This window comes from Pseudomonas borbori (genome assembly GCF_900115555.1).
Taxonomy (GTDB): domain Bacteria; phylum Pseudomonadota; class Gammaproteobacteria; order Pseudomonadales; family Pseudomonadaceae; genus Aquipseudomonas; species Aquipseudomonas borbori.
The window spans coordinates 74,981-89,297 of sequence record NZ_FOWX01000004.1; the positions used below are offsets into that span (position 1 = coordinate 74,981).

Annotated in this window: 11 protein-coding genes and 2 pseudogenes; 2 read left to right on the forward strand and 11 right to left on the reverse strand. The window is 64.7% G+C overall.

The genetic code is table 11. The annotated features are described in order from the left end of the window. Positions 1 to 9: 9 nt before the first annotated feature. Both BM315_RS04075 and BM315_RS04080 read right to left on the reverse strand, forming a co-directional pair. On the reverse strand, positions 10 to 1,128 hold the full coding sequence (locus tag BM315_RS04075; protein WP_090498083.1) for an ABC transporter ATP-binding protein: 1,119 nt from the start codon (positions 1,126 to 1,128) through the stop codon (positions 10 to 12). 725 nt (positions 1,129 to 1,853) lie between these two features. Next, positions 1,854 to 3,050, reverse strand: a complete 1,197-nt coding sequence (locus BM315_RS04080) for a class I SAM-dependent rRNA methyltransferase (protein ID WP_090498085.1) — start codon at positions 3,048 to 3,050, stop codon at positions 1,854 to 1,856. 100 nt (positions 3,051 to 3,150) lie between these two features. Between BM315_RS04080 and BM315_RS24215 the strand changes: the two are divergent. Beyond that, positions 3,151 to 3,261, forward strand: a pseudogene (locus BM315_RS24215) (HDOD domain-containing protein); the annotation flags it as partial. A gap of 40 nt (positions 3,262 to 3,301) precedes the next feature. Here BM315_RS24215 and BM315_RS04085 read toward each other — a convergent pair. The 5 genes from BM315_RS04085 to BM315_RS04110 form a co-directional block, all read right to left on the reverse strand. Then, positions 3,302 to 3,607 (reverse strand): DUF2388 domain-containing protein, encoded by a 306-nt coding sequence (locus BM315_RS04085; RefSeq protein WP_090498087.1) that lies wholly within the window; start codon positions 3,605 to 3,607, stop codon positions 3,302 to 3,304. A 442-nt stretch (positions 3,608 to 4,049) separates the two neighbouring features. Beyond that, positions 4,050 to 4,655, reverse strand: coding sequence for a GNAT family N-acetyltransferase (locus tag BM315_RS04095; RefSeq protein ID WP_170862159.1), 606 nt, complete (start codon positions 4,653 to 4,655; stop codon positions 4,050 to 4,052). Then, the gene (locus tag BM315_RS04100) at positions 4,652 to 5,101 is read right to left on the reverse strand and encodes an NfeD family protein (protein ID WP_090498093.1); all 450 of its coding nucleotides are present in this window, start codon (positions 5,099 to 5,101) and stop codon (positions 4,652 to 4,654) included. The genes BM315_RS04095 and BM315_RS04100 overlap by 4 nt, the downstream gene beginning before the upstream one ends. Before the next feature lie 3 nt (positions 5,102 to 5,104). Next, entirely contained in the window at positions 5,105 to 6,028 is a 924-nt protein-coding gene (locus BM315_RS04105; RefSeq protein WP_090498095.1) for an SPFH domain-containing protein, read from the reverse strand. Positions 6,029 to 6,120: 92 nt separating this feature from the next. Continuing rightward, the gene (locus BM315_RS04110) at positions 6,121 to 7,704 is read right to left on the reverse strand and encodes a L,D-transpeptidase family protein (protein WP_090498098.1); all 1,584 of its coding nucleotides are present in this window, start codon (positions 7,702 to 7,704) and stop codon (positions 6,121 to 6,123) included. Between the two features lie 92 nt (positions 7,705 to 7,796). Here BM315_RS04110 and BM315_RS04115 point away from each other — a divergent pair, with 92 nt between their 5' ends. After that, positions 7,797 to 8,501, forward strand: coding sequence for a murein L,D-transpeptidase catalytic domain family protein (locus BM315_RS04115; protein WP_090498100.1), 705 nt, complete (start codon positions 7,797 to 7,799; stop codon positions 8,499 to 8,501). A 154-nt stretch (positions 8,502 to 8,655) separates the two neighbouring features. Here BM315_RS04115 and tfpB read toward each other — a convergent pair whose 3' ends face one another. The 4 genes and pseudogenes from tfpB to BM315_RS04135 form a co-directional block, all read right to left on the reverse strand. Further along, positions 8,656 to 10,440 carry a type IV pilus assembly ATPase TfpB gene (gene tfpB, locus BM315_RS04120; protein WP_090498102.1) on the reverse strand — a complete coding sequence of 595 codons (1,785 nt, stop codon included), beginning with the start codon at positions 10,438 to 10,440 and terminating at the stop codon, positions 8,656 to 8,658. Between the two features lie 149 nt (positions 10,441 to 10,589). After that, complete coding sequence (locus BM315_RS04125) at positions 10,590 to 11,996, reverse strand: ATP-binding protein (protein ID WP_090498104.1); 1,407 nt, start codon at positions 11,994 to 11,996, stop codon at positions 10,590 to 10,592. Between the two features lie 85 nt (positions 11,997 to 12,081). Continuing rightward, a pseudogene (locus tag BM315_RS04130) lies at positions 12,082 to 13,014 on the reverse strand (sensor histidine kinase); the annotation flags it as partial. A gap of 187 nt (positions 13,015 to 13,201) precedes the next feature. Continuing rightward, positions 13,202 to 14,281: an FIST N-terminal domain-containing protein gene (locus BM315_RS04135; RefSeq protein WP_212632931.1), complete on the reverse strand. Its 1,080-nt coding sequence runs from the start codon at positions 14,279 to 14,281 to the stop codon at positions 13,202 to 13,204. Positions 14,282 to 14,317: the final 36 nt, after the last annotated feature.

Sequence of the window (14,317 nt, forward strand, 5' to 3'; positions counted from 1 at the left end):
GTTGTGTGGTTAAAGCGTAGACGCGGCGACTGGGCGGTCCAGTGCCTGACTGTCCTGGGGCAGCCAGGCCAGGGCGACCTCGTCACTGTTGCTGAACTGCGGTGCCGAGCTGTCGTTCAGGTTTTTCACCACCAGTTCGGTGCCGTCGGCGGTGGCGAAGTGGTAACGGATGTATTCGCCGACATAGTGGCGGGTCACGAAGCGCGCCTTGACCTGGTTGCCGGCGCTGCCGAGACGGTCGGTGAAGGTGAGTTTTTCCGGGCGGATCGACACTGTGGTCGGCAGGCCGATCTCGCAACAGTTGGCCTTCAGGCTGCTGACCAGGCCGCCGTCTTCCAGGCGCACGCCGACGCGGTCGTCGCCGACCGACTCGATGGTGCCCTTGAGCTTGTTGCTCTCGCCGATGAAATCGGCGACGAACAGGTTGGCCGGGCGTTCGTAGAGTACGTGGGGCGCGGCGCATTGCTGGACGATGCCGTTGTTGAACACGGCGATGCGGTCGCTCATGGTCAGGGCTTCGGTCTGGTCATGGGTGACGTAGATCACGGTGAAGCCGAGCTGCTCGTGCAGGCGCTTGATCTCGAACTGCATCTGCTCGCGCAGCTTCTTGTCGAGGGCGCCGAGCGGCTCGTCCATCAAGACGATATCCGGGGCGAAGATCAGCGCCCGGGCCAGGGCCACACGCTGGCGCTGGCCACCGGACAGTTGCCCGGGAAAGCGGTTGCCGAAATCCAGCAGCTCGACCAGCGACAGGTACTCGTCGACCTTGGCCTTGATTTCGTCTTTGGGTCTCTTGCGGATTTTCAGCGGGTAGGCGAGGTTTTCGCGCAGGGTCATGTGCGGAAACAAGGCGTACTGCTGGAACACCATGCCGATGTTGCGGGCGTAGGGGGCAATGCTGGTGACCGAACGGCCGTTGATCAGGATCTCGCCGCTGGTCACGTCCTCGAAGCCGGCGAGCATCATCAGGCAGGTGGTCTTGCCGGAGCCGGAGGGGCCGAGCAGGGTGATGAATTCGCCCTTGGCCACATCCAGGTTGAAATCCTTGACCACCAGGGTCTTGTGGTCGTAGGTCTTCTTCACATTGGTGAATTGTAGGAACGCTTTGTCCCCAGCTTGCTCAGCCATAATCCTCCCCAGCTTTCCATCAGAACAGTGACCGCTTCAGTCAACTGTCTCGTTCGCTTGTCGATACGAGCAGCTGTTATGGAAATAACCAAAAGCAATAAGCAGGCCAGCCAGCCATAACCATGCACGGCTGCGCTACGCGTGTTTCTAAGCCTAGTTCAGCTTGGGGTTTGCGCTAGCTGGGTGGGAGAAGTGGTAACAGCACAGGGGGAGGGGGTACCTGCCGAAACGCACTCGGCTGGTGCGCGGGGCTTGGCAAGCTGATGAAAAAGGCTATGCCCCAGATATGCGGCGCACGATTGCGCGGCGGCTCAGATTATCCCCTTGCCCACATGCGGGAGAGGGGGCAAACCGCGCCCTCTGTAGGCGCGGCGGGGACGCCCAGTCCCATGGCCGCGAAAGTGTCTGGCCGCACGCGGATCGCGGGCATGGCCCGCTCCTACAGGGAATTGCAGCATGGGGCGTTTGGGGAGCTTGCAAGAGTCGCAATAGGTAGGGTGCGCCGTGCGCACCAAGAGTCTGCAGCCAGCGCTGGTGCGCACGGCGCACCCTACGGGGTCAGATCCGTCACACTTGAGCGCCGAAGCCTGAACGCAACACACTACTGGGGCATAGTCTTGAAAAACCACTGCGCTCGACTATGCAGCGTTGCCATGTCGAGAAGCGCAGTAGCAGCCGAATACGGCCCAGGTTTGCCTTCGCCCGCCAGAATTTCCAGTGGCCTGTTAGCTGTTGGGCAGCAGGCGGCAGGTCAGGCTCTTGATATAGCGGGTCTCGGCGATGGCCGGGTGCACCGGGTGATCCGGACCCTGGGCGCCGCGTTCCAGCAGCTGGATATTGCGGTCGAGGTGGCGGGCGCTGGTCAGCAGGATGTTCTGCAGGTCGTCTTCCGGCAGGTGCATGGAGCAGGAGGCGCTGACCAGGATGCCGTCCTTGTTGAGCAGGCGCATGGCCGCTTCGTTGAGGCGGCGGTAGGCGGCTTCGCCGTTCTTCAGGTCCTTCTTGCGCTTGATGAAGGCGGGCGGATCGGCGATCACCACGTCGAAGCGCTCTTCGGCGCTTTTCAGTTCCCTGAGGGCGGCGAACACGTCGCCTTCGATACAGGCGACCTGTTCCGACAGGCCGTTGAGCGCGGCGTTGCGCTCGACGCCGTCGAGGGCGAAGGCCGAGGCGTCCACGCACATCACCTCGGTGGCGCCGAAGGCTGCAGCCTGCACGCCCCAGCCGCCGATATAGCTGAACAGGTCGAGTACGCGCTTGCCTTTGACGTAGGGCGCCAGGCGTGCGCGGTTCATCCGGTGGTCGAAGAACCAGCCGGTCTTCTGCCCTTCGACCACCGGGGCTTCGAACCTTACCCCATTCTCTTCCAGCGCCACCCATTCCGGCACCACGCCGAAGGCGGTCTCGACGTAACGCTGCAGACCTTCGGCATCGCGCGCCGCGGAGTCGTTCTTGAGCAGGATGCCGCTGGGCTTGCACACCTGAATCAGTGCGGCGAGCACCTCGTCCTTGTGCCGTTCCATGGTCGCCGAGGCCAGTTGCACCACCAGAATGTCGAAGAAGCGATCCACCACCAGGCCCGGTAGCAGGTCGGAGTCGCCGAATACCAGGCGGTAGCAGGGCTGGTCGAACAGGCGCTGGCGCAAGGACAGGGCGACATTGATGCGGTGCACCAGCAGGGACTTGTCCAGTACGTGCTTGACGTCGCGCGACAGCAGACGGGCGCAGATCAGGTTGTTCGGACTCAGTGCGACCACGCCCAGCGCCTTGCCGCCGGCCGCCTCGAGGATCGCCTGATCGCCCGCGGCAAAGCCGTGCAAGGGCGTGGCGGCGACATCGATTTCGTTGCTGTAGACCCACAGATGACCAGCGCGCAGGCGTCGATCGGCGTTGGCTTTAAGCCGCAGGCTGGGCAGGGACATGGGGTGTTCTCCGGAAAAAGAGCGCGATTATAGCCGTTTCGCCAGAGACAGGCGCAGGCCCGGGATTTTCCCTGTGCCCGGGATCTGTTGGCCGCTTGCGCGGGTGCTGGGCAACCAGGCCGAGGACCATGAGTGGCAGAGCATCGAGCGGCTGCTGGAGTACGTAGGTCTGTCCGACTACGACTTCGGGCACCTGCGCGAGAGTATCCGCCCTGACGTGCAATGGGCTGGCGCGGATTTTCGGTGGCCTGCTACTGCTGTTCCGCGGCGAGGATGGCGCTGGCCAACTGCATGTCGCTGGCCTGCAGATCGGGATGCTCGGCGCGCAATTGGTTCAGCGCGGCTTCCAGGTAGGGGCCGCGAATCTGCCCGCCGCTGGCGACATAGCTGCTGGCATCGTCACGCACCGGCACGATCAGCTTCTTGTCCTTGAAGGTCAGGTAGGTCGAGGCCGTGGTCGCCCCGGACGAGAGGATGTCGCGCACCAGGCTGTCCGCGAATGTCGGGGCCGTGAAGGCGACGAGTACGGTGAAAATCAACGGATTCAAACGGCGCATATGAGTGACCTCCGCAAGGTTTGCTTATGTATTAGGAGTCCAACTCGCCGCCAGGGGTTCAACCAGGCCGATCAAGGGCGGGCGTGCCTGGTGCGGGTAAGCTGCGCAGGCTCGATGGCGTTCTGCGTGGGAATCGTCGCGGCGGCTGCCGCAAGTTCGCTCGCCGACTTCGACGGAGCGCTGTCGCGCAACAAACTGGAGGCAAGCGTGTCTGTCGGCTTGTGGGTAGCTGTGGGAGGGGCCGGGCGGCGTCCCGCTTTAGCCGCGATGTTTTTTGTGGGGACTTCGAAAGCTTTCGCGGCTAAAGCCCCTCCCGCAAGGAACGTCATAACCCATAAAATCAATGACATACGGTTTTTTTGATAAGAGGGCGTTGCGCTTCAGCCGCGAAGCGTTAGGGACATCTCGATGACCTTCAGCGCTGCCAGCCTAGGCGCCGCCGCTAGCAGTTCGCTTGCAGGTAGTACTGGTGCAGGCCCGCCAGCGTCAGGTGGCCGCTCTGGGCAAAACCGTGGCGCCGATACAGCGCCAGGTTGCGCGGCTCGCCGGTTTCCAGGGCGACAAGCTGGCAGCCCTGCTGGCGCAGTTGGGTCAGGGTCTGGCTCAGCAGGCTGCTGCCGATGCCCCGGCCTTGCCGGTCGGGCGCCACGGCGATGAACTCGATGCGCGCGCTGCCGGAGTGGCTCGGCTGCTGCTCGAAGGCCTCGAGCAGTTGGTCGAGGCGGGCCAGGCAGTCTGCGCCGCACTGCTGGCGGATCGCCTGGCCGATGTGCTCCAGGCTGCCGGCGCTGGGATGTTGCCCGGTCAGGCTGAAATAGGCGGCGCCGACCAGCTGTCCGGCCTGCCAGGCGGCGAGGATCGGCATGCCGTTGGCGCGGTGCAAGCGTTGATACGCCGCCAGATAGGCGCGGCGGCGTTGGGCAAAATCCGCACGCTCGGCGAACAGGTACCAGCCGAGGGTCGGGTCGCTGGCAAAGGCCCGGTCGAGCAGGTCGAGGGCGGCGCCATCCTGCGTCGCTGCCAGCGGCGCGAGGAGCGGGGCGCTCACCCGCTGGCTTCGACTTTGAGCAGTACGCCGTCCTGGCCGATCACCCGAACCTGGCTGCCGGCCGGCAGATCCGGGCCGCTGACCAGCCACAGGGTGTCGCCGGCCTTGATCTTGCCACGGCCGCTGGCGATGGCTTCATAGAGGACGAACTGGCGGCCCACCAGCTCGCTGCCGCGGCGGTTCAGCCCCGGCTGGTCGGAAGGCTTGGCCGCGCTGCGCTGGCGGCGCCACCAGAGCACCGCGGTGAGCACCGAGAGCACCCCGAACAGGATGAACTGCAGGGTCCAGGGCAGTTCGGGGAACAGGAAGGTCAGCACGCCGACGCAGGCGGCAGCCAGGCCGATCCACAGCAGGTAACCGCCGGCGCCGAACACCTCGAGGATCAGCAGCAGGGTGCCGACCGCCAGCCAGTTCCAGTACGACAGGTGTTGCAGGCTGTCCCACATGGCTTAACCCTTGTTCTCGGCGCCGAAGGTGGCTTTGACGATTTCACCGATCCCGCTGACCGCACCGATCACCTGGCTGGCCTCCAGCGGCATCAGGATCACCTTGCTGTTGTCGGCGCTGGCCAGTTGGCCGAGGGCGTCGATGTATTTCTGCGCGACGAAGTAGTTGATCGCCTGCACGTTGCCGCTGGCGATGGCATCGGACACCACCCGGGTGGCTTCGGCTTCGGCGCCGGCGGCGCGCTCGCGGGCTTCGGCTTCGAGGAAGGCGGCCTGGCGCTCGCCTTCGGCCTCGAGGATCTGCGCCTGCTTCTTGCCTTCGGCGGTGAGGATGGCGGCGGCGCGCAGGCCTTCGGCTTCGAGGATTTGCGCGCGTTTGATGCGCTCGGCCTTCATCTGTCCGGACATGGCCGCCATCAGGTCGGCGGGCGGGCTGATGTCCTTGATCTCGATGCGGGTGATCTTGATGCCCCAGGGCGCGGTCGCTTCGTCGACGGTGCGCAGCAGCCGTTCGTTGATCGCGTCGCGCTGGCTGAGCATGGCGTCCAGCTCCATGGAGCCGAGCACGGTACGGATGTTGGTCTGCACCAGGTTGCGGATCGCATGGGTGAGGTTGTTCACTTCGTAGGCCGCCTGGGCGGCGTTGATCACCTGGAAGAAGCAAATGGCATCGATCTGCACGGTGGCGTTGTCGGCGGTGATCACTTCCTGCGGCGGAATATCCAGCACCGTTTCCATCACGCTGAGCTTGTGGCCGATGCGGTCCATCACCGGCACTATGATGTTCAGGCCCGGGTTCAGGGTGTTGGTGTAGCGACCGAAGCGCTCGACCGTCCACTGGGAGCCCTGGGGCACCACTTTGAAACCCATGAAGACCACGGCGACGGCCAGGCCGACGAAGAGAAAGATCACGCTGCCGATTTCCATGAGGCGTCGTTCCTTGCGCAGAGCTTGTAGGGTGGCGGCCGATTGTATGCCTATAGCTGGCGTTTTGCCCGGGCGCCAGGCGGACTTGTGAATCAGTAGTTGTTGCGCTGCAGGGCGGCGAGCAATTTTCGATCCCGTGCATAGAGGTCGTTGCGCAGGATCAGCGCACCGTCGGCGTCGACCGTGGCGGTCCAGTAGGCCAGGACGATCGGCAGGCGCTCACGCAGCGGGAACTCCGTGGTTTTGCCGCTGGCCAGCAGGCGGGCGATCTCGGCACAGTCAGCGACCGGCAGCAGGGCGTCGAGCAGTTGCAGGATGCCTTCGATGCGCACGCAGCCGGAGCTGAAGGTACGCGGCGACTTGTTGAACAGGTGCTGGCTGGGGGTGTCGTGCAGGTACACCGAGAATGGGTTGGCGAAGCGGATGGCCAACTGCCCGAGGGGATTCTGCGGCCCGGCATCCTGACGCAGGATGATCGCGCCGGGCTGCTGCCAGTCGACCGTTGCCGGGTCGAGCGGCTTGCCGTCGCGGTCGAGCACGCGCAACTGCTGACGCTGCAGATAGCCGAGGTCGCGGCGGATCTCCGGCAGCTTGTCCTCGCGCATGATGGTCGGCGGTACGGTCCAGGTCGGATTGAGGGTCAGGCGGCTGACCAGCGACTTGAGCTGTGGCGTCTGGCGTGCCGGCCGGCCAACCTGGGCGCGGCCCTGCCACAGCAACTGGTGGTCGCGGTAATAGCTGAGTTGGCCGCCGGCGATATCCACCAGCAGGGTTTGCGCCTCGAGGTCGCCGGCCAGCCAGCGCCAGCGCTCGAGGTTGACCCGCAGCTGTTCGAGGCGTGCCCTGGCACTGGTATTCAGGGCGGTCAGGCTTTGCGGGCCGATCAGACCATCGGCCTGCAGACCATGGTGACTCTGGAAGCGCTCCACCGCGGCCACCAGGCTGGCGTCGTAATGATCGCTGGCGGGTTGCTCATCTATATAGCCTTCCGCGGCCAGTCGGGCCGCCAGCAGAGGAACGCGCGCATCGTGCATGTCCGGGCGCAGCAGGCGGCCGCCGGGAATCGTCGGCCACTCGGCGAGTGGCCGGCGACGCCGCTCGGCGTAGGCGCGACGCAGCTCCTGGTACTGGCGCAGGGCCGGGCGCGCCGTGGCGAAGGCTGCCGGCAGGTCGTCGAGCCCTTGCCAGGCCAGCTCGAGTACGCTGGGGCGTGGTGTCGGGTTGAGACTGTCGGGGGCACGCCAGAAGGGTTCTATCGATTCTTGCGCCACCCGCCCGCGTGCCAGATGCTGCAGGGCTTGCAGGTAGCTGTGGCTGATCAGCAGGTCGGCGCAGGCGCGCTGTTGGAGATCCGTCGGTGGTGGGGTGCGCAGGTGATCGAGCCGATACTCGTTCGGCTCGAGTCCGTCGTCGGCCAGTTGTTCCAGTTCGTGCAGCAGCGCCGTCCGCCGGCTAGGCTCCTGCCAGAGCGGGGTGAATCCCTGACGGGCATAGAATTCGTGGAGCAGGCCAGGCACCTGCAGCTCGGCGGTCGTGAGCGCTGGGGCGCAGGCGCTCGGTTGCACGGCGAAGCTCTGGCGGATCGCCCGGCTGGCGCTGTCATCGACGCCGTAGGCCTGGACCGTCAGCGCCAGCAGACAGCCGGCGCTCAGGAAGCCTGCGGTTTTTTTGTACAATCGCGCTCTGCAGTCCATGATTCGCCAGTTTCGTGATTGCGCTAGGCAGTCAAATAAGTGTTCGCCGCAGTGTACACAGGAGTTTTCTGCACATGGTCAAATCACTCCGTCGGCTCGGTGTCATTCTGACCGGACTGTGCCTGCTGGCGTCACCCTGGCTGGCGGCGACCGCCGCCCCGCCGCCACTGGTCGACGGTCTGACGCGCGCCGCCCCCGGACTCGACCGCCAGGTGCTTGAGCATGCGCTGGCGGCCATGCAGTGTGCACTCAAGCATGGTGCAGAACCGGCGCAGCGCCTGGCGGTGATCGACTATGCGCAGCCGTCGACGGCGCGGCGCCTGTGGATCTTCGATCTGCAGCAGCAACGCCTGCTGTTGAGCGATCTGGTCGCCCACGGGCGCCATTCCGGCGAGAATTTCGCCACGCGCTTTTCCAACACCGAGGGCAGCTATCAGTCGAGCCTGGGCCTGTTCCGCGCCGCGGAGAGCTACAGGGGCAAGCACGGCTATTCGTTGCGCATGGACGGACTCGAGCCGGGGGTGAACGACCTTGCCCGCGAGCGCGCCATCGTCATCCATGCCGCCAGCTACGTCGACCCGCGCCTGGCCAAGACCCAGGGCCGGATCGGTCGCAGTCTCGGTTGTCCGGCGGTGCGGCCGGAGGTGGCACGGATGGTGGTCGATCAGCTCAAGGGCGGCCAGTTCATCTTCGCCTGGTACCCGGACCAAGGCTGGCTGCAGCGCTCGGCCTACCTCAACTGCCCGCCACGCAAGGGGGCGGTCGTCGCCCAGCGTTGAGCGGGTAAGCCGACGGACCTTGGGTTGGGCGTAACTCGACACGGCGCCAGCAGGTGCTCCGCGATGATGGGTTACGCCGCGCAGAGAATGCAGCTCGATCAACCATCGCTTGAGCGGCTAACCCATCCTACGGTTAAGCCTCGGCGGTCGTGCGCTACTTCTGTTCGCTCTGCGGCGTGACCCGCAGTACTTCCTCGATGGTGGTCAGGCCGGCGGCGACTTTTTGTGCACCGGACAGGCGCAGGCTGCGCATGCCCTCCTTGAAGGCATGCCGGCGCAGGGCCGTGAGGTCGGTGTCGGCGCTGATCAGCGGTTTGATCGCATCGCCCAGCTGCATGATCTCGTAGACCCCGGCGCGCCCGCGGTAGCCGGTATCGCGGCACTCCAGGCAACCCACGGCCTTGTGCGCGCCGCTCGGCAGCGGCGCGTTCCACGGCTTGGTCAGGCTGTGCCAGTCGTCTTCGCTGAGCTCGTGCGGCGCCTTGCAGTGCGGGCACAGGGTACGCACTAGGCGCTGGGCCATGACCCCGAGCAGGGTGGCCTTGAGCAGGTAATGTGGCACGCCCAGTTCGAGCAGGCGGGTGATAGCGCTGGGCGCGTCGTTGGTGTGCAGGGTCGAGAGCACCAGGTGGCCGGTGAGTGCGGCCTGGATCGCCATCTCGGCGGTTTCCAGGTCACGGATCTCGCCGACCATGATGATGTCCGGATCCTGGCGCATCAGCGCGCGCACGCCGCTGGCGAAGGTCAGGTCGATGTTGTGCTGCACCTGCATCTGGTTGAAGGCCCCTTCGATCATCTCGATCGGGTCTTCGATGGTGCAGACGTTGACCTCGGAGGTCGCCAGTTGCTTGAGCGTGGTGTAGAGGGTGGTGGTCTTGCCCGAGCCGGTGGGGCCGGTGACCAGAATGATGCCGTTGGGCTGGCCGGTCATGTCGGCCCAGCGCCTCATGTCGTCCGGCGAGAAGCCCAGCTGGTCGAAGCTTTTCAGCAGCACTTCCGGGTCGAAGATGCGCATCACCAGCTTTTCACCGAAGGCGGTGGGCAGGGTCGACAGGCGCAGTTCGACTTCGCCGCCGTCCGGGGTCTTGGTCTTGACCCGGCCGTCCTGGGGCTTGCGCTTCTCCGCCACGTTCATCCGGCCCAGGCTCTTCAGGCGGCTGACCACCGCCATGGTCACCTGCGGCGGGAACTGGTAGACGGTGTGCAGCACGCCGTCGATGCGAAAGCGCACGCTGCCCTGCTCGCGGCGCGGCTCGATATGGATATCGCTGGCGCGTTGCTGGAAGGCGTACTGGAACAGCCAGTCGACGATGTTGACGATATGCGCGTCGTTGGCGTCCGGCTCCTGGTCCTGGGCGCCGAGGTTGAGCAACTGCTCGAAGTTGCCGACTCCGCTGATCTTCATGTCGCCGGCGCTGGCGCCGCTGACTGACTTGGCCAGGCGGTAGAACTCCACGGTAAAGCGCTGGATATCCGCCGGGTTGGCCACCACCCGCTTGATCGGGCGTTTGAGCACGTGGGTCAGGTTGGCTTCCCAGCTGTGCATCAGCGGTTGCGCGCTGGCGATGGTCACCGCATCCGGGGCCACCGCCACGGCGAGGATCTTGTGCCGTTGGGCGAAGGCATAGGACATCAGCGGGGTGACGGCGGCGACGTCGATCTTCAGCGGGTCGATGCGCAGGTAGGGTTGGCCGGCGAACTGTGCCAGCCAGACGGTTAGGCTTTCCAGGTCGAGCTTGTTGCCCGGACGGCTGAGGTCGTCGACCTGCTGGGCGGCGAGAAATTCCAGCGGATGCTGCTGATTGTTCACCGCGCTGCGGCGGATCGCCAGGCACTGCTCGGCACTGTCCTGGTCGACCCGGCCCTGGGCGACCAGTTCGCGCAACAGGTCGCCGAGGTCGAGGGTGCGGTCTTGGTTGGTTGCAGCAAAGGCGGACATGCGGGCTCCTCGGTCACTCTCGGCGCACGGCAGGCAACAGTCGGAAACTTGCTCCTCCATGCGAGGCACTAGCATGCCCGAAACTGCTGGCGAGGGCGAAGTGCCAAGCGTGATCGGTTACCCAGCTCGGCATTCGCGAGCGCATGCAGTCATTCAGGCTGCACGGGTTGGCGCACCGGCAGTTCAAGACGGAAGGTGCTGCCCAGGCCCACTGCGCTGTCCACATTGAGCGTGCCGTTATGCTTGTGCACGATGCCATAGGAGAGTGACAAACCCAGCCCGGTGCCCTGGCCGATGGGCTTGGTGGTGAAGAAGGGCTCGAAGATCCGCGGCAGGACTTGCGCGGCAATGCCCTGGCCGCTATCCGCCACCTCAATCCAGACCCGCTCGGCCGTCGTGCCGGTGCGAATGCTGATCGTACCCCGCTCGGGCCCCATCGCCTGGGCGGCGTTGACCAGCAGATTGAGGATGACCTGGTTGAGTTGCGCGGGCAGGCATTCGATCTCGCCGATGCCCGCATATTGCTTGACCACATCGGCCTTGTACTTGATCTCGTTGGCGACGATGTTGAGGGTCGAGTCGATGCCTTCCTCCAGATTGGCCCACTGCCATTCCTGGGTCGAGTCGATCCGCGAGAAGTCCTTCAAGTCCTGTACGATCTGGCGCACCCGGGCGATGCCCTGCCTGGATTCGCGCATCAGCTGCGGGATGTCCTCCTTGAGGAAGTCGAGCTCCAGGCGTTCGCGCAGGGCTTGCAGCTTGGCCACCACCTCCGGTGAACCCACGGTCTGCTCCACGGCCTCGTAGGCACTCAGCATCTCCAGCAGCCCTGCGTAATAACCCTCGAGCGTGCAGAAATTGGAGGAAATATAGCCGATCGGGTTGTTGATCTCGTGCGCGACGCCCGCCGCCAGTTGGCCGATGGAGGCCAATTTCTCGGCTTGCAGCAGCTGGCTCTGCAGCTGTTTGCGTTCGACGATTTCCACCTGCAGCGCTTCGCTGGCTTGCCTGATCTCGCGGGTGCGCTCGACGACCTTGGCCTCCAGGTCGCTCATCTGCAGGGCCGCCCGCTGGGTCATTTCCCACTTGACCGTCAGCGTATTGGCCAGTTGGCAGACCTCGATGTTGTCGAAGGGCTTCTTCAGGATCAGCAGGCGATCGCGGCTGTCGAGGCGGTCGAGCACCTCTTCCCAGGAGTAGTCGGCGTAGGCGGTACAGATCACTATCTGCAGGCGCGGGTCTTCCTGCCAGAGTTGTTCGATGGTCTCGACGCCGTCCCAGCCCAGCGGCATGCGCATGTCGACGAAGGCCAGGGCGTAGGGGCGGTTTGCACGCATGGCCTGGCAGACCTTGGCCAGGCCTTCCTGGCCCTGGTAGGCCGAGTCGAGTTCGAACGCTGGGGCGCTAGCCTTGACCTCCTCGCCGAACAGCGCCGCCTCGACCGCATCCAGTTCGGCCTCCGCCTGGGTATCGAGCAGCAGGATCTTGCGGAAGTCCTCATGGATCGAGGGTGTATCGTCGATCAGCAGGATGCGTCGGTTGTGCAGCGTACTCATAGGCTATCCAGTGTGGCTCTAACAGGCTGTTGAAAAACTACCTACGTTGTCGATACGGCGTTAAAAATGGCCTCAAAATGCTCATTTACTGCAGTAAACTCCGTTTTTTCGGCCATTTTTGCCTTGTCTCGCCTGCCTCGCCTACGTTTTTCAACGGCCTGCTAATGGGTAATTCGAGGGTGAAGGTCGCCCCTCGCTCAGGCCCCTCGCTATGGGCCGTCAGGCTGCCGCCCATCTCCATGGCCGCCAGCGCGCAACTGTGCAGGCCGAAACCGTGGCCATTCTTGCGGGTGGTGAAGCCGTGGGCAAAGATCCGGGTGAGGTTTTGCGCGGCGATGCCTTCGCCATCGTCCTGCACGCAGATTCGCAGGTTGCCCTCGTCCAGCAGCCTTACGCTCAGGGTCAGGGTTCGCGACTGGTTAGCCGGGGCCGACAGCGCATCCTTGGCGTTGCCGATCAGGTTGACCAGGATCAGCAGCAGCCGATGCTTGTCGAGCAATAGCGGAGGCGTCTCGGCGAACGCCTTGAGCACGCTGATCCGCTGGCGGCCGAGCGCCTCGGCGTGGATGCGCAGGGCATCTTCGAGCAAGTCGGCGAGGCGTACCGGCTCGACCATGCTCGACGCGCCGGCATAGGACTGCTGGGTGGCGACTATCTCCTTGATATGGCCGACGCTCTTGGCCAGGTTTGCGAGTTCTTCGACAATGGCCTGCTGCTCGGCGGCGATGGCCTCGACCAGTTGATTCAGGTAGGTCGGCAGCAACTTGCCCTTGGCGTCGTGGCTGATGAAGTCGCCGAGGTCGGCGGCGTGCTGGTTGATCAGCTGGACCGCCTTGGCCAGCCCCTGGGCCTTGGAGGCGCGCACCCGGCGGCTGACCAGCTCGGCGGAGACGTTCACGCTGTTGAGCACGTTGCCGACATTGTGCAGCACGTTGGTGGCGATTTCGGCCATGCCGGCCTGGCGCGCCGTGGCCACCAGTTCGCTCTGGGTCTGGCGCAGTTCATGGGTGATTTTCTCGTTCTCGCCCAGGGCCGCTTGCAGCTCCGCCGTGCGGCTGAGTACCTGCTCTTCCAGCATGATGGTGGTCTGGAACAGGTCGAAGTCCGAGCCCTGGGCATTGGCGCTGCGCTCGGCGCGGTCCATCAGGGCGCGGATGATCTTGTTGAGCCGGACGATTTCGCGTTCCGTGGCTTGCTCGGCGGGTTCAGGCATCGTCGGTCTCCGGGGTATGCGCGCCTATCGCGATGCCGACCAGCGTCTGATTGACATGCACGCCGCGGAACTGTTCGCCGTAGGTGTTGAAGCCGACGCAGTTGTTCTGCAGCAGGACCTCGCCGATCCGCTGTTTGTCGGGGCTCTGGGCAATTTCCAGTTTGCGCCCCATGCAATCAAACCCGAGGACCAGCAGTGGCGGGCCGATCTCGGCCCGTATCCGGGCAAAGGTCTGCTCCAGGTTGTGCAGGAGATCCACGCCCTGCGCCAGCCGCAGCACCAGTCCGTTTTCGATGGCGCAGAAGAACGTCAGGCTGCCATCCGGGTTGGCTTTCTGGACGGCGCGCACGTAGGTCGTGCCGCCGATCGTCAGTACCAGCGGCCAGGCGGCCAGGCGCACGGAGTCGAGATCGCAGGCATCGATGCCGAGCATTCGGGCGTATTCCTGGCTTGCCGGCAGGCCATTGATTTCCTGGACGACCCGGGAGGAAGCAGCGGCTTCGGTGACAACCAGGCGTTGCTCCGTGGTCACGAAATGCTGGGTCTTGAATATCCGCAAGGGCAGGCGCGAGCTCAGCAGAACCAGGATGGCGCTGTCGGAACAGAATCGGCCCTGCCAGTAGACATGGGTCTTCACGAACTGCATGGAATCGCCCGCTGAACCGCCGATCAACGGGAGCTTGCCCAGCGCGCGCTGGAATGCCCGGGTTGCCGGTTCCTCCCGCCGCGACAAACCATCGATCAGCAGCAGTGCGAAGCTGTTGTCCGTGTCGTTGTGCGCGGTCTGGGCGTGCAGCTCTTGCAGCAATTCCTGGGCGAAGGCTTGGCCCGCGTCGGCATCGAATTGCTGCAGATGTTCGAGATGGCCGCTGGCAACGCTGAAATGGCTCGCTGCAAAGCTTGCCCCGGTCAGGCTGTGTTCCAGGCAACCGGCCGGTCCGATTTCTCCGGCAGTGGTGCAGCCGACGACTTGCACCCCGGCGAACAGGCGCTGGATTTCGCCGGCGAGCACATCCAGGTCGTACTCGCTGGAGCAGAAGAAGACCACCAGCGCCATGTCGGGCTGCGCCACTCCGGCATGGAATTCCTGCGCGGCCTGTTGCGCGTC